The sequence below is a fragment of the Paramagnetospirillum caucaseum genome, assembly GCF_000342045.1.
In the GTDB taxonomy this organism is placed as follows: domain Bacteria; phylum Pseudomonadota; class Alphaproteobacteria; order Rhodospirillales; family Magnetospirillaceae; genus Phaeospirillum; species Phaeospirillum caucaseum.
On record NZ_AONQ01000001.1, the window covers coordinates 136,273 to 156,230 of the forward strand.

Annotated in this window: 18 protein-coding genes; 12 read left to right on the top strand and 6 right to left on the bottom strand. The window is 64.3% G+C overall.

The features are described from left to right. Nucleotides 1-25: 25 nt before the first annotated feature. Together H261_RS24680 and H261_RS00605 are read right to left on the bottom strand one after the other, a co-directional pair. Nucleotides 26-745 carry a hypothetical protein gene (locus tag H261_RS24680; RefSeq protein ID WP_152426618.1) on the bottom strand — a complete coding sequence of 240 codons (720 nt, stop codon included), beginning with the start codon at nt 743-745 and terminating at the stop codon, nt 26-28. 25 nt (nt 746-770) lie between these two features. Then, on the bottom strand, nt 771-1,655 hold the full coding sequence (locus H261_RS00605) for an RNA polymerase sigma factor (protein WP_008613163.1): 885 nt from the start codon (nt 1,653-1,655) through the stop codon (nt 771-773). A 292-nt stretch (nt 1,656-1,947) separates the two neighbouring features. Between H261_RS00605 and H261_RS00610 the strand changes: the two genes are divergently transcribed. The 4 genes from H261_RS00610 (at nt 1,948) to H261_RS24695 (ending at nt 4,276) form a co-directional block, all read left to right on the top strand. Further along, the gene (locus H261_RS00610; protein WP_152426619.1) at nt 1,948-2,706 is read left to right on the top strand and encodes a hypothetical protein; all 759 of its coding nucleotides are present in this window, start codon (nt 1,948-1,950) and stop codon (nt 2,704-2,706) included. Between the two features lie 44 nt (nt 2,707-2,750). Next, nucleotides 2,751-2,981 carry a hypothetical protein gene (locus H261_RS24685; protein WP_152426620.1) on the top strand — a complete coding sequence of 77 codons (231 nt, stop codon included), beginning with the start codon at nt 2,751-2,753 and terminating at the stop codon, nt 2,979-2,981. A 326-nt stretch (nt 2,982-3,307) separates the two neighbouring features. Further along, nucleotides 3,308-3,814, top strand: a complete 507-nt coding sequence (locus H261_RS24690) for a hypothetical protein (RefSeq protein WP_152426621.1) — start codon at nt 3,308-3,310, stop codon at nt 3,812-3,814. Nucleotides 3,815-3,952: 138 nt separating this feature from the next. After that, on the top strand, nt 3,953-4,276 hold the full coding sequence (locus H261_RS24695; protein ID WP_152426622.1) for a DUF6626 family protein: 324 nt from the start codon (nt 3,953-3,955) through the stop codon (nt 4,274-4,276). Here the strand turns inward: H261_RS24695 and H261_RS00615 are convergent. Next, nucleotides 4,273-4,827, bottom strand: a complete 555-nt coding sequence (locus H261_RS00615) for a recombinase family protein (RefSeq protein WP_008613165.1) — start codon at nt 4,825-4,827, stop codon at nt 4,273-4,275. The two genes, H261_RS24695 and H261_RS00615, sit on opposite strands and share 4 nt — an antisense overlap. Nucleotides 4,828-5,066: 239 nt before the next feature. Here H261_RS00615 and H261_RS24700 point away from each other — a divergent pair, with 239 nt between their 5' ends. Then, complete coding sequence (locus tag H261_RS24700) at nt 5,067-5,264, top strand: hypothetical protein (RefSeq protein ID WP_152426623.1); 198 nt, start codon at nt 5,067-5,069, stop codon at nt 5,262-5,264. 488 nt (nt 5,265-5,752) lie between these two features. Here the strand turns inward: H261_RS24700 and H261_RS00620 are convergent, their stop codons facing one another. Together H261_RS00620 and ygfZ are read right to left on the bottom strand one after the other, a co-directional pair. After that, entirely contained in the window at nt 5,753-7,456 is a 1,704-nt protein-coding gene (locus H261_RS00620) for a site-specific integrase (RefSeq protein ID WP_052004121.1), read from the bottom strand. 262 nt (nt 7,457-7,718) lie between these two features. Beyond that, a complete protein-coding gene (ygfZ, locus tag H261_RS00625; protein WP_008613168.1) occupies nt 7,719-8,618 on the bottom strand; it encodes a CAF17-like 4Fe-4S cluster assembly/insertion protein YgfZ in 900 nt (299 codons plus the stop codon). Nucleotides 8,619-8,712: 94 nt separating this feature from the next. Here ygfZ and H261_RS00630 point away from each other — a divergent pair, with 94 nt between their 5' ends. The 7 genes from H261_RS00630 to H261_RS00660 all read left to right on the top strand — a co-directional run bounded on the left by H261_RS00630 (nt 8,713) and on the right by H261_RS00660 (nt 17,396). Further along, complete coding sequence (locus tag H261_RS00630) at nt 8,713-9,735, top strand: glycosyltransferase (protein WP_008613169.1); 1,023 nt, start codon at nt 8,713-8,715, stop codon at nt 9,733-9,735. Next, on the top strand, nt 9,732-10,760 hold the full coding sequence (locus H261_RS00635; RefSeq protein WP_008613170.1) for a glycosyltransferase: 1,029 nt from the start codon (nt 9,732-9,734) through the stop codon (nt 10,758-10,760). Before H261_RS00630 ends, H261_RS00635 begins: the two co-directional genes overlap by 4 nt. Then, on the top strand, nt 10,760-12,517 hold the full coding sequence (gene asnB, locus H261_RS00640; protein WP_008613171.1) for an asparagine synthase (glutamine-hydrolyzing): 1,758 nt from the start codon (nt 10,760-10,762) through the stop codon (nt 12,515-12,517). The genes H261_RS00635 and asnB overlap by 1 nt, the downstream gene beginning before the upstream one ends. Before the next feature lie 28 nt (nt 12,518-12,545). Then, nucleotides 12,546-13,877, top strand: coding sequence for a dihydroorotase (locus H261_RS00645; RefSeq protein WP_008613172.1), 1,332 nt, complete (start codon nt 12,546-12,548; stop codon nt 13,875-13,877). Between the two features lie 11 nt (nt 13,878-13,888). After that, nucleotides 13,889-15,946: an ATP-binding protein gene (locus H261_RS00650; protein WP_040475534.1), complete on the top strand. Its 2,058-nt coding sequence runs from the start codon at nt 13,889-13,891 to the stop codon at nt 15,944-15,946. Nucleotides 15,947-16,041: 95 nt separating this feature from the next. After that, complete coding sequence (locus H261_RS00655) at nt 16,042-16,347, top strand: metal-sulfur cluster assembly factor (RefSeq protein ID WP_008613174.1); 306 nt, start codon at nt 16,042-16,044, stop codon at nt 16,345-16,347. Beyond that, on the top strand, nt 16,347-17,396 hold the full coding sequence (locus H261_RS00660) for a hypothetical protein (protein WP_008613175.1): 1,050 nt from the start codon (nt 16,347-16,349) through the stop codon (nt 17,394-17,396). Before H261_RS00655 ends, H261_RS00660 begins: the two co-directional genes overlap by 1 nt. On the opposite strand, the gene hrpB is transcribed toward H261_RS00660, so the two are convergent. Further along, on the bottom strand, nt 17,397-19,892 hold the full coding sequence (hrpB, locus tag H261_RS00665) for an ATP-dependent helicase HrpB (protein ID WP_008613176.1): 2,496 nt from the start codon (nt 19,890-19,892) through the stop codon (nt 17,397-17,399). It abuts the gene before it with no gap. Nucleotides 19,893-19,958 lie beyond the last annotated feature (66 nt).

Genomic DNA, 19,958 nt, shown 5'->3' on the forward strand with positions numbered 1-19,958 from the left:
TCCACCGGTTTTCCTGGAAAATTTCTTAGCGGACAGAAGGCTTCGGCCCAGGCATGACGTCACCCCCTTCGGGGGCGACCTGCGGCATGCTCCTCGTGGCTGACGGCGGAGGCATGGTTTCCTGGGATGCTGCCGGAGCCAGATAGGTCGGAGCCGTCTTCTCTCCGGCCACCACCGGGGGAGGCATGCTTTCCCCTTGGCGGGGTTGAGGCTGGGCAAGCCTGGGGCCATCAGCGGGCGCAACAGGTGTTGGAGCAGACTTGGCGGTAACCGGCTGGGTGGTGTCGGTCGGAGGGGCGGTGCGGCTGACGATAACCAACACGGCCAAGGCGGCAACCGTCACAGCCAGCGCGACTCCCGACCATTTCCAGATTGGGAATGACCGACGTGGTGACGACGGCAATATCGCCGCCGGTCGGCTCATGGCGATGGTGGATGCCACCAAGTCAGCAGGGGCAGCGTCCCGTGATGTCGCCACGTTTTCCAGGAACGCATCGGCGCTGGCAAGGTCGTGCAAGGCAGCAGCCGATTGCGACAGGCGAGCATGAAGGTCGTTCTGCTTGGCTTCGTCCAAGCCACCATCCATATAGGCGACCAGTTGGACAACATCCAGCGTGTCCGATTCGCCGTGATCCAGATCGGCGGCAAGGTGGGCGACTTGGCGTGGATGGGCAGCATTGTCCGCCACATTGTCGGCATCGCCGAAAAGCCGCTCGAACAGCGCATGAAGGGTGCCGGGGGTCACGGTCTGATGTCTCCTCGCTGAACCATTAGACGGACGCCTTCCACATTTTGACCGCTGGATGTTTGTCCAGGGTTTCCCGCAGCCGGGCCATGACCCGCTGCTTCAACTTGTAGACCTCCTCCACCGGGCGACGCATCTGACGCGCCACCTCCCGCGCCGGGATAGGTTCGCCGCTGCCCAATGCGATGTGCAGGTATAGGCGCTCCGTCTCGGAAAGGGCGGCGGCGGCCTCCCGCAGAACCTCGGATGCCAACGACAACAGGCGGTCCCCTTCCTGCTCCAACAGGGCATCTTCCGGCGATGGCTGGTCCGAGGGGATGTCCTCCCATTCCGTTGTCTGGGCCTCGGTTCTTTGCCGCCCCAGCGGCATGGTGCTGCGGATGAAGTCGATCAACAGCCGATCAACCATCTGCAACACGAAGCCGGTGAAGCTGCCAATGCCGCGATACGCCTTCAGCCGCCGGTAATCATCGGCAATCAAGGCCACGCAGATGTCCTGGTAGGCATCCTGGCGTAAATCCGCACGATCTGCTCCGGGAAGGCGGCGGTTGATGATGCGGTTGATGTCGGCGGCGAAGAACCGCTCGAACGCGGCCCAGCCATCGGACGCAGAATGGACATTGAACAGGCGCAACAGCCGCTCGGCCAGCACATCCCTGGTCACCAGGGCGACGAAGGTCTCGATCCTGCTGGACCCGTTATAGGCTCGCAGCCGCCGAAATCCATCGGCGCGAAGGCCGTCCATGACATCCGAAAAGGCGGCGCGGGAATCGGCGTCGTCACCACAGAGCAATCGGCAGGCTGTCCAGACCGTATCGGCAATGCGGCGCACAAGCCTGTCCCAAGCCAGCGGCTTGGCATCCAGGACATCACGGACAAGGGCGCGATTTTCGACGGTGTGAATGGTCATCAGGGATCGAAAAGTATCAAGACGTGCAGAAGGTTAGCCTGATCCGAACCATCCGTCTCGATCCTTGAGTATCTACGGACCTGAATGGCATCGCAGCCATGGACACTTCCATCGGGGAGATGTCGGACATTTCCCTCGCTGCCATCCCCAGGCTGCTTCCTCCGGCGCGGCAAACACGAACTGCCGAGCCGTTGGCTTGCGGGGGACAAGCCACCTCTCCACAGGTTTTTCTTTGCAAAAAGTCCCCGCGACAAGGGGCAAACATGAAGGTGACAAAATGGAAAAATTCAAAATGACCGTTCGGGCCGAGATAAGCGAAAAAGCCAGTCAATGGCTTTTCGATAACCTCGGCCAGAAAGGCCATGATTCATGGCTTGAGACCAAAGGTAGACGGGTATACGACAGAAATGATCCGCATATAGCTGTCGATTACTTTCTTCCGATGGATAAGAAGCGTTATCTGACGATGTTCAGGATCAAGTTCGTCGAGGAAACGCCGCAACTTGTAACTATGACGAAGGCAGATATAAGGCGGTGCAATGTTGCCTTCATTGAAGACTTAGAAAACGAAATTGGAAGGAAAATGCCAAAAAATGGCACCACAAAATACTTCTTTGACACAATGCCGATATGCAATGCTGATTTCAGCGATCCTGGGCAATACATAAAGGCTACAGGCGCATTGTGGAATGCGTTCCCGCAAAGCCTTGGAGTTGTTAAGGAAGTATCTGGGTATTTTGACCTTATAATCAGACCAAATCTTCTGACCGATAAGGTTGCGTCATCAATAATTTTTGATCTTGAAAAGGCATTATTTCGGTTCCTTCACGACGGCCAACCACTCCCCCTAATCTACAAGGTCGGGCGTATCCTGACAGATTACTATGTCTTCGACTGGATCAACGCTATGTCAACGATGCTGCATGTGGTGCAAATGGTCCATCCATTCGAGATTGGAGGGGGCATTGATCATTATGTCGCGGAATTTCAAAATCAGACCAAGATACCGCCAAGAAACAGGGCACTTCAAGTCACAAACGCTGCCGAGTAACTACGCATAAATACTTCTATGGAAACATGAAATGGAGGAAAAATATGCGACTAAATGAGCTAACAGTTTCGGCGACTGACGCCGTATCCGTCACTCCATCCAATAATGATGATATTTACTTTGCGGAAGACGGGACATTAGGTGCCGGTCTGATTGGTATTCTTGATGCACTCAAATCGGCAACGCACCGAGCAGAGCGCCTGATCGATATCATCATCATGCGAGCAGATAGGCGGGCAATAGACAGCAGAAAGGTCAAAGTGAAATGCGTATGATTATAAATAAAGTTAGCGTTGTTCCAGCTATTTACGCAAAAGGTGGCAAAATTAGATTTTAATGAACTATTAGCGGCATGTGCTGAGCCACCTCCCTGCACATGTCTGCCCCCGGTGCGCTGGAACGCACCGGGGGCGTTTCTTGTAGAGGTGGGAAATTGTCGAAAGGTGAACCAAGGGAATATATAACCAAAAGCAAATCAATACCAAGGAGTTGGGGGTTTTTTAATCGGACAGATCGTTCAAAAATTGCTTTTGTTACTATAATCATATCGGGAATTAAGGTCGGACCAGACACGCCAGCCGAGTCAATTCGGAGCGATATATTGAACGAAATGGCGGCTTTCAAGAAAAAGTGGATCGGCCTAACTCGCGCTCGCCGCCTTCCTGGTCTTCGGATTCGCGGATTTTTTGAAATCGATCTGTGCCGATCATCGGATATCCATGGCCATAGACAATCATTGTTTGAAGACATGCTGGTTCCCCCGATTTCGGATCACGAGCGGATCATAAACCTGCACATCCATTTTTTGGTGGCCTGCACCTGCTGTGCCGTGGAGAAGCTTGCCGAGGAATTAAAGCGAACATGGCTGGGCCGATGGAGGGTTGTTGTGAAGCCTGTATACGAAAATCAAGCAACCGAGGTGGCTGTCTCCAACCTGTATGGCTACATGACAAAGCAGATATTCAGGTATTCATGCGGCGGCATCGGCAATGAAGCTGTTGCTTTCAACAGAGAGTGGGAGGCGTTATGGGTGAGTAAGCTAAAAAGAATTGCGATAGAAACAAATGTTGAGTTTAGATCATCTGATAGATGGATATATACACATTAACTACATAAACATTAGTGCAGCACAAATGCACGCAATTGCACGCTAACATGTCGCATATTTTATATGCATAATATACATCCATATGGCACTTCAATCTTATATAAATATGCCTGCAACATCATGCAGGAGATAGGGCTAATGCTTGAAATTGATGAAATATATAGGGAGTTAAGTAGCCTTGGGGCTGTTCAATCTGGCAGACGGTTCGGGGAGATCATGAACCGAAGCGAGAGCTATCTTAGTTCGTCGAAGTCACGGGGACGACGACCATCTGTCGAAGCCCTATTGGCGCTGATTTTGAACATTGACGGCATCGTCGAAGCGACCATCGATGAGATCAAGAACTGTAACGAAAAAGGCCTGTTGTCTGAATACGAGCAGGGCATAAAGGGGTTGCGGGCTCTGGAGATCAAGGCATGGGCAGATGTCTGGGCGCGTGTTGAGGCAGGCCGGAATAGTTAACCGGCGGCGAGTAGCCGATAAACCGATGCCCGTCCGATCCCCAGACGCTTTGCGATCTCCGTGGCACCGATCCCGTCCGACTTAAGGCGCAGGACATCTTCTTCCTTGGCCCTCGCAGTCGGTTTCCGGCCTTTGTATTTGCCCTGGGACTTTGCCCTGGCGATGCCCTCTCTCTGGCGCTCCAGCATGATCTCCCTTTCAAACTCGGCGACCCCGCCCAGCACGGTCAGCATCAATTTGCCGGTGGGGGTGGCGGTGTCGATGCCCATGTTGAGGATGCGGAGGTCCGCGCCCTTGGTCTTGATGGTGTCCATGATCGTCAGCAGGTGACCGACCGAACGGGCCAGCCGGTCCAGCTTGGTGACCACCAAGACATCGCCCTCGCGGATGAAGTCCAGCGCCAGGGCAAGCTGTTCCCGGTTCCCGACATCCACCGAGGAGACCTGTTCGCTGAACAACTTGTCGCACCCGGCAGCGGTCAGGTCACGGGCCTGGGCTTCGATGCTGGCCTTCTGGTCCATGGTGGAGGTGCGGGCATAGCCGATGAGCATAGGTATCTCCAGGCAAAGTGTCTCAATGAGATCTTAGGCATTGTATCCAATGCGTCCCAAAAGTCAAATGCGACGCTAGTGAGACAGATTCCGATGTCAACGGGAGGTGACCGAGACATCTCGCTGAACCTTGGTCAAGCGAGACAGCGGGCGGAGTTGCTGCCATGCGCCGTATGGCGGCATCGCTAATGATATGACGTATCTTTCAATACACAAACAAAACAGCAGAAGGAGGCGAGATGAGATACAAGGTTGTTACAAGACGATGGTATTTATACCATGAGGAATACGTGGAGATTATTTCGGCAAGCTCGGAGGAAGAGGCGGAAAGTCTATCAAATCCGGTATTTTATTCTGATCATGATGATGATGATGATGGAGATGACGTCGAGGTGCTCCCTCTGAGGTTTGACCTGCCAGAAGACCTTTTTCACTAAGATATTGCGGCAGCGGATGCGCCGCCGCGTTTCTGACAGCGGCGACCCTCGTTCCGCTATTCGTCCCTGGGGGATTCGTAATGAACACCTTAAGCGGCGTGCCGTAGGCCTTGCCATCAATGATGCATCCGGTTTCCTGGTTCTATTTGCGCCGGATTAGATGGGCCGATAGGCCGGGGGCGGCCTTCTGGGCGTATCCAATATATACACGTTAAAGTGTTATCGACAACGAGGTGACGGTATGGCATGTTTGTCCTGGTTATCGCTCCTTGACATCGTAAATAGCTAGGAATTGGGCCGCAGAGTGGCTGCGGCCCAATTCAAGCCACCCCACCATATGATTGGAGTTCGAAAGGAAGGGGGCTGGCGCGGTATACTCGGCAGGGTTGTTTATATGCAGCTATTCCTGCGGGCTGTAAATGCCGTCTCCGCATGGTGTCCGGTCCTTGACCCAGCTTCTTGTCAGTCAGCAAAAGCCGATCTGGTTCCTACAGAACGATGCCGGTCTCGACATCAAGAGCTTCGTTCACCAGGGTCAAAAATTGGTGTGCTTCTGCCGAATTAAAGCAGCGCTCCCCCACAAAGTCGTGGATTTCTCCCAGCTTTTGATCGATTGGGAGCGTGACGAACTCATCGCCATAGACATCTCGCATGATCCGTAAAAACTCCGACACGTCGCCGCCCCATTCTTTTCTGCGTCGATCTAAGTCCGAGGCAGGTTCAATCGCCTTCGCTGTACTGAAAACGGTTGGCCCATCCTCGGTGGGATCGATATCAACCTTTCCCAACAGGTAATCCAGTGAATGGGGCAGCACCACCACGGTGTTGGGTGGACGGGGCTCTTGGTGCTCCATCTCCGACAGGACGTGAGAATAGTGCCGATCAATCATTTCTATCGATGTCCCGGTCCACCGCGATACAAAGCCAAGGTCTTGGCGTTCGTACAACCTGTCAGTGATGAATGTGTGCCGGAACGATCCCAATGCATAATGGCTTTTGTAACGCGCCCCCCTGGCAAACTTCGCGGCATCCAGCAGTTCAACAAATGGCTTTGCGGTGTTGCGATTGGGTGTGCGGTCTTTGTCGTGGAACACGAAATCGTCCTCGGTCACCTCATGTTCGTCAAAGTGGTGGTAGGCTTTTTTCAGGTTGTCGATGACTGACCGAAATCCAGACTGCGGCGTCACCGTGCGGATGTGTTTGCGAACATCAGCCCTCTTAAGGTGCTCGGGCCGCAAGCGGACGAGGTAGGAAATTTCGCCTGCCTTATCTGCGCCAGAAATAAGATCGCGAAATCGAAGGCGCGACGCTTCAACAGGGCGCAAGCCTGTTAGGTATAGGGCCAGCATGCGGTAGTGGTTGATCACCATGGCGCGGCGTTGAATGGCGTGAAGGTGTTTGCGACATCGGGCCGCCGATACCTTTTGAAGGCGCTCGATTTCGTCCGGGGTAAATGCCAACCGGACACTGCCGCTCCCCGACAACCGCTTGAATCGTGGAATCCCCTCTGCCCGGATGTAGCCTCGGCTCGCTGCGAATTCCATGAAGTGATAGAATTGCTGACGTTCCTTCCGAAGCGTCGCTGGTCCGGGAACTACGGGCGTGAATGGACGGATCAGTTCCTTGCCTTGGCGTTCGTACTTGATAAACGCTTTGCCCTGGTAGTCAGAAGCATAGGATTCGCGCCATTCGTGGTAGCGGACCAAATCGGCGCTGGTAATCGTGTCGATGAGTCTGTCACCGAAATATGGAGCAAAATAGCGCTCCAAGGTGGTGCTGACGCGGGAACGGAAATAGGTCTTGACCAGACCCAGCCGAACACGCTCATCCAACCAGCGAAGGTATTCGGTCACCAACCCGCTGAACGCCTTTGGGTGCAGGCTTTCGCCCCGTTCAACACGGTAGTTCAGCGCGGCGTATAGCTGGCGGGCCTTATCTTTCGCTCTGTCTAGGTCACTTTCCCCGGTGCTCCGTTCAAGTCGGTTGCCGTCGTTGTTGATGCTGAATGCCCCAGGGGCCGGAGCGATGGTGATGCGGGCCGTCCAAATGGCCCTGCCTTGCTTTTTTCGCAGTATTACTGGGATGTCTTCGAATCGAAACTCGTTGGCTGATTCCTCGGCCGAAGCTGGAATCACTGCTGCATTAGCCCTGGCCCGAGAACCTTGCTCGGTCAGTAACTTACCATTTGCCATCAGCGTCCCCGGATCGTCCCCAAAACTTACCGCCAAACGATGGTAGAAAGTATGGCATAGGTCTGTCAATTCAACGAACGATGAACACCCGAGTTTTCCTCAACTTTTGTCGCCAAAGACATCGTTTTAAAGTTGAGACTTGACAAAGAAATTATGATGGTCAGAAACTCTCCGAAGGCAGAGGTCGTAGGTTCGAATCCTACCGGTTGCGCCAATTTCCCATGAAGAAGCGTGCCCGGCGATCGGGGGGCGGGGTTTCCGTTCATTCCTCGGGGAACACCGCCCATTTGGGCTTGGCGGCGACCAGGGTGGCGCCGCCGGCGGCGAGGCCCGCTCCGCCGTTGGCGCGGAACTGTTCCAACCGCACCAGGGCGAGGCCCACGTTTCCGCAATGGGAGCGCATCTCGCCGGCTTCCGCCTCGGCCAGGAGGAGCGGGGCGCCCGCTTCGGGGGCCGGGCCGGAGATTTCCACCGGCATCAGGCGCTTCCGGACCAGGCCGCGGTATTTGGTCCGCGCCGTCAGTTCCTGGCCCATGTAGCAGCCCTTGTTGAAATCGACGCCGTTCAGTTCCTCGAAGCCGTTTTCCAGCAGCAGGGCCTTGTCCACCTCGAGATCGCGCGAGCCGTCGGGCAGGCCCAGACGGATGCGGGCCTCGTCCCACGCCTCGAACGGCGCCGGCGTGAACCCGTTGGCCTCCAGCACGCGGGGGCCGCCGTCGGCGGGCAGCAGGGCGCGCAGGCCGGCCCCGGCCAGGCGGGGATCGACGAAGACCGTGCCGCCGGCGAATTCGGTGGCGGCGCCCGCCTCGGCGGGCAGGTCGAAGACGGCGGCGGCGCCGTCGCCCATCAGGCCGAACACCGCCGTATGGGCGGAAACGGCCAGGGTCACCTGCGAGCGCAGCTTGTACATGGACAGCTTCTTGCGCAGCTCCTCGATGCGCGCCGCCTCGGCCTCGACCAGGAAGAGGTCGCCCAGTTCCACCACGAACAGGTCGAAGAGGAACTTGCCCTGGGGGGTCAGCAGGGCGGTGAACACGGCGCGGTCGCCGGCCACCTTGTTCATGTCGTTGGAGACCAGCCCCTGCAGGAAGGCGCGGCGGTCCTCGCCCCCCACTTCCAACACGGCGCGCTGTTCCAGACGCACAAAGACCTTGTCGCTCATCAGCCAAATCCTCTCAGGCAACCCGTCCACGGCAAGGGTGGGTCAAACCAGCCGGGATGACAAGGCTTCGATGGCGTCCTATAAGACTCGGGCCATGCATATCACCCTTGTGGACGATTCCATTCCCTTCGACGGCTATTCCGCCGCCTCGCGCCCGCTGGGCGGGGCGGAGAAGGCCTTCGCCTCGCTGCCCGGCGCCCTGGCGCGGCTGGGCCATACGGTGCAGGTGTTCAACCGCTGCCGCTGGGGCATGCATATCGAGAGCGCCCAGTGGGAGACCTTCGACGGCCGGAAGCCGCTGCGGACCGACGTCCTGATCGCCTATCGCAAGCCGCTGCTGCTGGAATTCGTCCGCCATGCCGGCCGGCGGGCGCTCTGGCACACCGGGCCGGGCCGCCTGCTGGAGCGTCCGGCGGCGCGGGCCATGCTCGACACCCACAAGCCGCTGCTGCTGCTGGTCGCCGAGGCCCAGGCCAGGGACTTCAAGGCCAAGGGGCTGGCCGCCGGCCTGCTGCCCATGGCGGTGCGCCCCGATTACCTGAGCGGCGAGCCGCGCCCCCAGGAGCCGCCGCGCGCCATCGTCACCACTCATCCCGCCCACGGCCTGGACTGGCTGCTGGACCTGTGGGTGGCCAAGATCCGGCCCAGGGCGCCCGATTCCGAACTGCACATCCATTCCATGACCCTGGCCGCCGCCGCCGAAGGGGCCGAGACCGACGCGGCGCTGCGCCCCCTGGCCGCCAAGGTCGCGGCCGCCGCCGCCCACGGCGTCAGCGTCCACCGCCCCCAGGGCGACCATCTGATGGCCGAGGCGCTGCGCGAGGCCCGCGTCCACCTGTTTCCCGGCCATGCCGACGACATGGGCTGCTTCACCCTGATGGAAAGCCAGGCGGCCGGCTGCCCGGCGGTGATCCGCCCGCTGGGCGCCGCAAGCGAGCGCATCGCCGACGGGGTGACGGGCTACTCGGCCCCCGACGACGACGCCTTCGCCAATCTGGCCGTCCTGCTGCTGACCGACCGGTCGGTCCAACGGCAGATGGGCGCCGAGGCCCGCGCCCTGTGGAAGACCCGCACCTGGGACACGGCGGCGGCCACCCTGGAAGGCTGGCTGAAATGACCCGGCTGCTGCAGGCCATGGCCGGCGCGCCCCATGGCGGCGCGGAAGCCTTCTTCGAGCGTCTGGCCCCCGCCTTGGCCCGCGCCGGGGTGACCCAGCGCCTGCTGATCCGCGACAACCCAAACCGCGCCGCCCGGCTGCGCGGCCAGGGCCTCGAGGTGGTGGAGGCGCCGTTCGGCGGGGCGCTCGACCTCGCCACCCACTGGCGTTTCCGCCGCGAGGTCGGGAGGTTCAGGCCGGACATCGTGCTGACCTGGATGAATCGGGCCAGCCGCTTCGTGCCCGGGGGGCCCCATGTGACGGTGGGCCGGCTGGGCGGCTATTACGACCTTAAATACTACCGCCAGTGCGACCACCTGATCGGCAACACCCCGGACATCCGCGACTGGATCATCGCCCAGGGCAGACCGGCCGGGCAGGTCCATTACGTCCCCAACTTCGTCGCCGATTCCAAAGGTGCCGCGCCGCTGCCGCGCGCCTCGTTCGACACCCCGCCCGGCGCCCCGCTGATCGTCGCCATGGGCCGGCTGCATGCCAACAAGGCCTTCGACGTGCTGCTGAAGGCGGTGGAGCAGGTGCACGACTGCTATCTGTGGATCGCCGGCGAAGGGCCGGAGCGCGGCGAGCTAGAATCCCTGGCCGCCCACCTGTCGGTCAAGCCCCGGGTGCGCTTCCTCGGCTGGCGCGACGACGTGGCGGCGCTGTACGCCACCGGCGATTTGTTCGTCTGCCCGTCGCGCCACGAGCCGCTGGGCAACGTGGTGATCGAGGCCTGGGCCGCCGCCCGGCCCGTCGTGGCCTGCGCCTCCCAGGGGCCCAGGCAACTGATCTCCGACGGGGTGGACGGGCTGCTGACGCCGGTGGACGACGAGCAGGCGCTGGCCGGGGCCATCCGCCGCCTGCTGGCCGAGCCCGACACCGCCCGCGCCCTGGCCGCGGCGGGCCGCACCGCCTATGAGCGCCGGTTCACGGAAGACGCCGTGGTGGCGCGCTACCTGGAATTCTTCGACACGGTGAAACGCTGATGTGCGGCATCGCCGGCGTGATGACCGCCAACGGCCCGCCCGACGAATCGGTGCTGGACCGTCTGGCCGAGGCACTGGCCCATCGCGGCCCCGACGGGCGCGGACGCCATGTGGCGGGCAATGTGGGGCTGGTGCAGAACCGGCTGTCCATCATCGACCTGGAGGGCGGCAAGCAGCCCATCCTGGACGGCCAGGGCAACGCCATCGTGGCCAACGGCGAGGTCTACAACTACCTGGAGCTCAAGTCGGACATGGCGGGGCAGGCCTTCGCCACCGGCTCCGATTGCGAGCCGCCGCTCCACCTCTACCGCCACCAGGGCCCGGCCTTCGCCCGGTCCCTGCGCGGCATGTACGCCATCGCCATCCACGATGCCGGGGCGGAACGGCTGGTCCTGGCCCGCGACCCGTTCGGCATCAAGCCGCTCTATCTGGTGGAGCAGGCCCCCGGCCTGGCCTTCGCCTCCGAGCCCCAGGCGCTGATCGCCGCCGGGCTGGCCCGGCCCCAGTTGGACCCGGTCGCCCTGGCCGAGCTGCTGCAATTGCAGTTCACCACCGGGACAAAGACCATCTTCAAGGGCATCCGCCGCCTGGGCCCCGGCGAGACGGTGGTGGCGGAGGCCGGCTGCGTCCAGGAAAGCCGCCGCCTGCCCGCGCTTCCGGCCGGCGGCCCGCTGGAGGGCAGCCCCGACCGCCTGCTGGATGAACTGGACGACGTGCTGACCGAATCGGTGGAACTGCACCAGCGCTCGGACGTGCCCTACGGCATGTTCCTGTCGGGCGGCATCGATTCCTCGGTGGTGCTGGCCCTGATGGCCCGGCTCAACCCCAGGGGCGTGCTGGCCTTCACCGCCGGCTTCCCCGGCACCCGGGTCCACGACGAGCGCGCCCACGCCCGCGATCTGGCTCGCGCCACCGGCGCGCGGCATGTGGAGGTGGAGTTCGGGGAGACGGATTTCTGGACCCTGCTGCCCCTTGTCGCCGCCGCCATGGATGATCCGGCGGCCGATTACGCCTGCCTGCCCACCTTCAAGCTGGCCATGGAGGCCAGGAAGGAGGTCAAGGTCATCCTGTCGGGCGAGGGCGGCGACGAGCTGTTCGGCGGCTATGGCCGCTACCGCCACGCCATGCGCCCCTGGCCGCTGACCAAGCCCATGCGGCGGAGCGGCACCTTCGACGGGCTGGGTGTTCTGCGGGACGGCGTCACCAATCACTGGCGCCACGGCATCAAGCTGGCCGAGCGGGCCGAGGCCCTGCCCGGCCGCACCCGCCTGCAGGCGGCCCAGGCGGTGGATTGCGCCGACTGGCTGCCCAACGACCTGCTGGCCAAGGCCGACCGCTGCCTGATGGCCAACGGCATCGAGGGCCGCGTGCCCTTCCTCGACCCGGTGGTGGCGGCCTTCGCCTTCCGCCTGCCCGACCACATGAAGGTCCGCAAGGGGTTGGGCAAGTGGCTGCTGCGCCGCTGGCTGGAAACGGCGCTGCCCGCCGCCCGGCCCTTCGAGAAGAAGCGCGGCTTCACCGTGCCGGTGGGCGAGTGGATCGCGGCCCGGCCCGAGATCGGCCAACTGGTGGCCCGCCAGCCCGGCATCGAGGAAATCTGCCATCCCGGCAAGGTCAGGCGCCTGTTCAAGGAGTGCTCGAAGGACACCGCCTTCGCCTGCTGGACCCTGCTGTTCTATGCCTTGTGGCACCGGCGGCACGTTCTCGGGCGGATTCCGAGTGGTGATACCTTTTCCGAGTTGGCGGATACGGTATAATCATCCGAATTTCCAGTTGGAGAGTGCCATGGCCCAGACCTTCGACCTGATCCTGCGCAATGGCATCGCCGTGACGCCCAACGGACCCCAGCGCACCGACATCGCGGTGTCCGACGGCCGCATCCGGGCCATCGGCGACCTGCTGGGCGCCTCGGCCGCCGACGAAATCGACCTGCGCGGCCTGACCGTGTTGCCCGGCGTGATCGACACCCAGGTGCATTTCCGCGAACCGGGCCTCGAGCACAAGGAGGATCTGGAGAGCGGCACGCGGGCCGCCGCCCAGGGCGGCGTGGTGGCCATCTTCGAGATGCCCAACACCAAGCCGTCCACCACCACCGCCGACGCCATCCGCGACAAGCTGGCCCGCGCCCGGGGCCGCGCCTGGGTGGACCATGCCTTCTTCATCGGCGCCGCCTCGGACAATGTCGGCCATCTGGCCGAGTGGGAGCGCATCCCCGGCTGCGCCGGCGTCAAGGTGTTCATGGGATCAAGTACCGGCAGCCTGCTGGTGGACGACGATTCCACCCTGGCCGCCGTTCTGGCCCAGGGCTTCCGCCGCATCGCCGTCCATTGCGAGGACGAGGGCCGCCTGATCGAGCGCAAGCATCTGGCCGAGGAAGGGGCGCATCCCCGCGTCCATCACCAGTGGCGCGACGAGGAAACCGCCCTGAAGGCCACCACCCGGCTGATCAGTCTGGCGGAAAAGGCCGGGCGGCGCGTCCACGTGCTGCACGTCACCACCGCCGAGGAAATGGCCTTCCTGGGCGGGCACAAGGATCTCGCCACGGTGGAGACCACGCCCCAGCACCTGACCCTGGCGGCCCCCGAATGCTACGAGCGGCTGGGCACCTACGCCCAGATGAACCCGCCCATCCGCGAGGCCCGCCACCGCGACGCCCTGTGGAAGGCCATCACCGACGGCACGGTGGACGTGCTGGGCTCGGACCACGCGCCCCACACCCGCGAGGAAAAGGACAAGCCCTACCCCGCCAGCCCGTCAGGCATGACCGGGGTGCAGACCCTGGTGCCCATCATGCTCGACCATGTCAACCAGGGCCGCCTCAGCCTGGAACGCCTGGTGGACCTGACCAGCGCCGGGCCGGCCCGCATCTACAACATCACCGGCAAGGGCCGCATCGCGGTGGGCTACGACGCCGACTTCACCATCGTGGACATGCGGGCCGAGCGCACCATCACCAACGGCTGGATCGAAAGCCGCTGCGGCTGGACACCCTTCGACGGGCGCAAGGTCACCGGCTGGCCCATCGCCACCATCGTGCGCGGCCTGACGGTGATGCGCGACGGGCAATTGCTGGGCTCGGCGGCGGGCGAGCCAGTCCGCTTCCAGGAAAGCCGCTAGGCGCCGCCCCGGTGGATCTTCGCCCCTCCAATCGCCGGATCGTGGTGGGATTGCTGGGAGTGATGCTCCTGGTGCTGTGGGGCTTCGTCGCCTACTGGTCGTGGTCGCAGCGCAAGAAGATCCTCGTCTCCAACACCGTGATCCTCGAACAGCTGACCACGGCGGCCGAGGAACAGACGCTGCGCCTGTTCCGCCACGCCGAGACCTCGTTGACGGTCAGCAATCACTGGCTGGCCGAACATCCCCATCTCGACCCCGGCGACACGCCCTCGTTCATCGCCCTGGTGGACCGCCTGCGCCACATGTCGGACGGTATGCTGGAAATCCGCATGGTGACCCGGTCGGGCGGGCTGCACTACATCCCCCGGCGCGGCCCCCGGCCCCTGGCCGACGTCTCGGACCGCGACTACGTCAAGGCCCAGACCCGCATGGAGACCCGCGGCTTCTTCATCGGCAACCCGGTGATCAGCCGGGTGAGCGGCAAGTGGGGCATTCCCGTCTCCATCCCGGTGGACAAGGGCGGCGGCGACGTGGGCGTGCTGTTCGCCGCCATCGAACTGGACCGCATCACCAAGACCTTCGAGGCCGAGCGCATCAAGCCGTCCGGTTCGGTGGCCATCCTCAGGGCCGACGGCACCTTCCTGTTCCGGGTGCCGCAGGAGGACCACGTGATCGGCCTCAACATCGCCGATACGCCGTCCTTCAAGGAGAACTACGCCCTGTCGCTCCGGGGGATCTTCCGCTCGTCCAGCCAGTTCGTCGACGGCAAGGAGCGCATGGTGTCGTTCCAGCGACTGCGCGACTATCCGCTGATCGTCATCGTCACCGCCGGCATCGACGACCTGCTGGCCCCCTGGCGCCGCGAGACGGCCACCCTGGTGGCCATCGCCGGGCTGGTCAGCGTGGCCATCGGCCTGCTGGCCCTGATCCTGCTGCGCGCCATGAAGGCCGAGGAGAAGGCCCAGAAGGCCACCGAACGGGCCCGGCGCGAGGCCGAACTGATCCTGACCACGGCGGGCGAGGGCATCTGCGGCATCGATACCGCCGGAAACGTCACCTTCATGAACCCCGCCGCCCGGGCCATGCTGGGCTGGGAGCACGACAATCCCATCGGCCTCAACCTGCACGCCGCCAACCACCACAGCCGCCCCGACGGCTCGACCTATCCCGGCGAGGACTGCCCGGTCAGCCGCACCCTGGGCGACGGCGAAACCCGCGAGGTGCTGGGCGAGACCTTCTGGCGGACCAATGGAGCCGGCTTTCCGGTGGAATTCATCGTCACCGGCATCCTGGACGAAGGCACCGTCAAGGGTGCCGTGCTGGTGTTCCGCGACATCAGCGACCGGCTGGCGTCGGAACAGGCGCTGACCCTCCAGGCCACCGAACTGTCGCGTTCCAACGCCGATCTCGAACAGTTCGCCTACGTGGCCAGCCACGACCTGCGCGAGCCGCTGCGCCAGGTGGCCAGTTTCGTATCGCTGCTGGAGCGCCGCTACGGCCCGACCCTGGACGGCGATGCGCGGGACTACATCACCTATGCCCGCGACGGCGCCAAGCGCATGGACCGGTTGATCATCGACCTGCTGGAATTCTCGCGCATCGGCCACCGCTCCCTGCCGGTGGAGGCGGTCAACATGGGCGACGTCATCGACGAGGCCATCGCCAACCTGCGCACCGCCATTGTCGAATCCGGCGCCCAGGTGGAACGGTCCTCCGGCATGCCGGTGCTGCGCCTGGTCCGCGACGACATGGTGCGCCTGTTCCAGAACCTGATCGGCAACGCCCTGAAATACAGCCACCCGGAACGCACCCCCATCGTCCGCGTCGCCGCCCGCAAGGATGCCGACGGCTGGGTGGTGTCGGTGGCCGACAACGGCCTGGGCATCGACCCGCAATTTTCCGAGCGCATCTTCGGCATCTTCCAGCGCCTGCACACCCGCGACAAGTTCGAGGGCACCGGCATCGGGCTGGCCATCGTCAAGAAGATCGTCGAGCGGGCCGACGGCCGGGTCTGGGTGGATTCCGTCCCCGGCGAGGGCAGCACCTTCCACGTCTTCCTGCCGGCTTGACCGCCATCATGCCGCCGGGACGCGGCGGCCGCTAATCTTCCCCTCGCCATCCCGGCTCCAGACCGGGACGGCGACAAGAGAAAGGCCACCCTTCCATGATCACCGAAGACGAAATCCGCGAAGCGCTCTGCCAGGTCATCGATCCCGACGTGGGCGTCAACATCGTCGACCTGGGGCTGGTGGAAAATATCCGCATCGCGCCGGAAGGCATCTATGTGGACCTGATCATGACCACGCCGGCCTGCCCGCAAAGCGCCTATCTCAGCGACGAATCCGAACGGGTGGTGCGCGCCGCCGCCAAGGACGAGGTGCCGGTGAGCGTCGAGGTGCTGGACTCCCCCTTCTGGGAACCCGGCCGCATGTCGGCCTCGGCCAAGTCCATCATGGGCTGGCCCGGCTGATGAGCGTCACGCTCCGCCGCCTGCCGCTGCTGATCGCCGGAGCCGTCTCCCTGGTGGCCGGCATCATCGCCGGCGAGGGCCGCCTGGGCTGGCCGGTGGGCGGCGCCGGTCTGGCGCTGGCGCACGGGCCGCTGATGATCTGCGGCTTCTTCGGCACGGTGATCGGGCTGGAGCGCGCCGTCGCCCTGGGCAAGCCCTGGGGTTACGGCTCGCCGCTGTTCACCGCGCTGGGCGGCATTCTGCTGATCGCCGGATCGCCGCAGGCCGGAGCCGCCCTGTTGCTGGCGGGCAGCCTGACCTTCGTCGCCATGAGCCTGAACGTCATCGGCCGTCAGCGCGAGGTGTTCACCGTGGTGCTCGGCCTGGGTGGCCTGGCCTGGGCGGCGGGCAATCTGGCCTGGCTGTGGAGCGGCGACGCCGCCGCCGCAGTCCCCCCGTGGGCCGCCTTCCTGGTGCTGACCATCGCCGGCGAGCGCTTGGAACTGTCCCGTTTCCTGCCGCCATGGCGCTGGCGCACCCCCACCCTGATTCCGCCGCTGCTCCTGCTGCTGGCCGGTGCCGTGCCGTCGTCCTGGTCGTGGCAGCTGTTCGGCGGCGGCCTTGCCCTGCTGACCCTGTGGTCGCTGGTGAACGACGTGGTGCGACGCACCATCCGCCAGCCCGGCCTGACCCGCTATGTGGCGGTCTGCCTGCTGTCCGGCTATTTCTGGTCGCTGGCCGCCGGCCTGCTGATGACCGGCCTGGCGCCGGGCGAGACCGGGGTGCGCTACGACGCCGCCCTGCATTGCCTGTTCGTCGGCTTCGTCTTCGCCATGGTCTACGGCCATGCTCCCGTCATCCTGCCCGCCGTGCTGCGGGTGGCGGTGCCCTACAAGCCGGTGTTCTACCTGCCGCTGTTCCTTCTGCACGCCTCGCTGCTGCTGCGGGTGGCGGGCGACCTGCTGGACATCCACGCGGTGCGCCAGTGGGGCGGAATGGGCAATGCGGCGGCCATCGCCCTGTTCATCGTCACCATGCTGGCGACGGTGCTGGGGGCGCGGAAGCGGTAGTTATTTGCGCGGCTTGATCCGCGCCGTGGGTTCAGCCTGCATGGGGTCGTCGGGCCACCAGTGCTTGGGGTACTGGCCCTTGAGGTCGGCCTTCACCTGCTTGTAGGCGTTGGCCCAGAAGCTGGCGAGGTCGCGGGTCACCTGCACCGGGCGCCGCGCCGGCGACAGCAGGTGGAGCAGGAGCGCGACCTTGCCCCCGCCGATCCTGGGCGTCTCGGCGCAGGCGAACATCTCCTGCAGCCGCACCGCCAGCACCGGCACCTCGCCGGAATAGTCGATGGGAACGCGCGAGCCGGACGGCACCTCCATATGGGTGGGAGCAAGCTCGTCCAGGCGCTTCCTTTGTTCCCACGACAGCAGGCCGGCAAGCGCCGTCCCCAGGTCGAGCCGCGCCAGATGGGCGCGCCGCGTGATGCCCGCCAGATAGGGCGCCAGCCATTCCTCCAACCCGGCCAGCAGCGCCGCCCCGGACAGATCGGGCCAGCCGTGATCGGGTTCCAGCCCGCGCGCGAAGGCGACGCGGCGGCACAGGCGCTCCAGTTCCGGCGTCCAGGGCAGGCAGGCCAGCCCCATCTGCCGCACGCCCTCGGCCATGGCGGCGGCCAGCGCCTCCGGATCGGCGGATTTCAGCGGCATGTCCTCGAGAACCAACGACCACAGCAGACGCCGGGCGCGGGCCTGCACCACCTCGTCGCGCCCGTCCCAGCGACACACCGTCTCGGCGCGGATGTCGCCCTCGAACCGCGCCTCGATCCCGGCCAGGGTCAGGGGGGCGGCCAGGAAGATGCGCGCCTCGCGGCGGTCGCCGTCGGTCTCGGCCAGAGCCAGCCATTCCTCGGCGGCCAGCGGCTCGTGGGAGGCGAACACCGCCCCGCCGCCGCCGGTCGTGGCGTAGCGCGGTTCACCCCCCGGCCGGCGGCGGGCGATGCGGTCGGGATAGGCGAAGGCCAGCAGCAACCCGGCATCGCGGCCGTCGCCCGCCTGTTCGCCGCCCTTGAGCCCCAGGCGGCGGCGCAGGTCGCGGGCCGACTGGCGGGCGCGGGCCAGGGCGCCCCGGTCCACCGGCAGCCCCCGCTCCTCGCCGCGCAGGGCATCGAGGCGCAGACGGATGTCGCCGTCGCGGGCATCGCGGCCGGGACGCAGCACGTCGCGCTCCTCCAGCAGGGCGGCAAGATCGCACGCCAGCCCGCCCAGCCCCGCCTCGCGCCCCCGCAGCACCATGTGGGCGAGGCGGGGATGCAGGCCGAGGCGGGCCATGGCCTTGCCATGGGCGGTGATGCGCAGGGTGCCGTCCAGCGCCCCCAGTTCGCCCAGCAATGCGCGGGCCTGGGCCAGATGGGCGGCGGGCGGCGGATCGAGCCAGGACAGGGTCTCCGCCTCGCCCACTCCCCATTGGGCGAGGTCGAGGGCCAGCGGCGCCAGGTCGGCCTCGGTCATCTCGGGCGCGGTGAAGGGCAACAGGGCGCGGTCGTCGGCCTCGGACCACAGGCGATAACACACCCCCGGCCCCAGACGCCCGGCGCGGCCGCGGCGCTGGTCGGCCCCGGCGCGGGACACCGGCAACGTCACCAGCCGGGTCATACCCGAACCGGGGTCGAAGCGCGCCGCCCGCATGCGCCCGCAATCCACCACCACCCTCACCCCCTCGATGGTCAGCGAGGTCTCGGCGATGCTGGTGGCCAGCACCACCTTGCGTCCGCCGTCGCGGCGCGGACGGATGGCGGCGTCCTGGGCCTCCTGCGACAGGTCGCCGTAGAGGGGGGCGAGCAGGACGCCCCTGGCCGCCGGATGCCCGGCCAGCAGGGATTCGACCCGGCGGATTTCCCCCGCCCCGGGCAGGAAGACCAGCACGTCCCCCTCTTCCTCGTCCAAGGCGCGGGCCACGGCGGCGGCCACCGCGTCCAGGAAGGCGCGGGGCTCTGGCCGGGCCAGGAAGCGGGTCTGGACGTCGAAGGCGCGGCCCCGGCTGGTCACCACCGGGACGCCGCCCATCAGGCGGGCCACCGGCTCGCCGTCCAGGGTCGCCGACATCACCACCAGCTTCAGGTCGTCGCGGATGGCCTGGCGGCTCTCCAAGGCCAGGGCGAGGCCGAGATCGGCGAACAGCGAGCGTTCGTGGAACTCGTCGAAGATCACCAGCCCGACGCCGTCCAGGGACGGATCGTCCTGGATCATGCGGTTGAGGATGCCCTCGGTCACCACCTCGATGCGGGTTTTGGGTCCGACGCGGGAGTCGAAGCGGATGCGCCAGCCCACCGTTTCCCCCGGCGGCTCGGCCAGGGTGGCGGCCATACGGGTGGCGGCGGCCCGCGCCGCCAGACGCCGGGGCTCCAGCATCAGGATGCGGTTTCCCGCCAGCCAGGGCTCGTCCAGCAGGGCGAGCGGCACGCGGGTGGTCTTGCCCGCCCCCGGCGGGGCCTGCAGCACCAGGCCGTGGGATCGGGCCAGGGCGGCCCGGATTTCGGGGATCACCGCCTCGATGGGTAAATCATGCATTTTTCGTACTTATACGATCGCGCCGCCAAACTTTAGACCAAAGGCAGCCCTGAGCCTCTTGAAATC

Bases quoted from the DNA above. Each gene is read 5' to 3' on its own strand.
- H261_RS00635 (WP_008613170.1), top strand. From the start codon at position 9,732: ATGACCCGGCTGCTGCAGGCCATGGCCGGCGCGCCCCATGGCGGCGCG.
- hrpB (WP_008613176.1), bottom strand. From the start codon at position 19,892: ATGCATGATTTACCCATCGAGGCGGTGATCCCCGAAATCCGGGCCGCC.
- H261_RS00610 (WP_152426619.1), top strand. From the start codon at position 1,948: ATGACCGTTCGGGCCGAGATAAGCGAAAAAGCCAGTCAATGGCTTTTC.
- H261_RS00630 (WP_008613169.1), top strand. From the start codon at position 8,713: ATGCATATCACCCTTGTGGACGATTCCATTCCCTTCGACGGCTATTCC.
- H261_RS24700 (WP_152426623.1), top strand. From the start codon at position 5,067: ATGAGATACAAGGTTGTTACAAGACGATGGTATTTATACCATGAGGAA.
- H261_RS00620 (WP_052004121.1), bottom strand. From the start codon at position 7,456: ATGGCAAATGGTAAGTTACTGACCGAGCAAGGTTCTCGGGCCAGGGCT.
- H261_RS00645 (WP_008613172.1), top strand. From the start codon at position 12,546: ATGGCCCAGACCTTCGACCTGATCCTGCGCAATGGCATCGCCGTGACG.
- H261_RS00660 (WP_008613175.1), top strand. From the start codon at position 16,347: ATGAGCGTCACGCTCCGCCGCCTGCCGCTGCTGATCGCCGGAGCCGTC.
- H261_RS24685 (WP_152426620.1), top strand. From the start codon at position 2,751: ATGCGACTAAATGAGCTAACAGTTTCGGCGACTGACGCCGTATCCGTC.
- H261_RS00605 (WP_008613163.1), bottom strand. From the start codon at position 1,655: ATGACCATTCACACCGTCGAAAATCGCGCCCTTGTCCGTGATGTCCTG.
- ygfZ (WP_008613168.1), bottom strand. From the start codon at position 8,618: ATGAGCGACAAGGTCTTTGTGCGTCTGGAACAGCGCGCCGTGTTGGAA.
- H261_RS24695 (WP_152426622.1), top strand. From the start codon at position 3,953: ATGCTTGAAATTGATGAAATATATAGGGAGTTAAGTAGCCTTGGGGCT.
- H261_RS00655 (WP_008613174.1), top strand. From the start codon at position 16,042: ATGATCACCGAAGACGAAATCCGCGAAGCGCTCTGCCAGGTCATCGAT.
- H261_RS00615 (WP_008613165.1), bottom strand. From the start codon at position 4,827: ATGCTCATCGGCTATGCCCGCACCTCCACCATGGACCAGAAGGCCAGC.
- asnB (WP_008613171.1), top strand. From the start codon at position 10,760: ATGTGCGGCATCGCCGGCGTGATGACCGCCAACGGCCCGCCCGACGAA.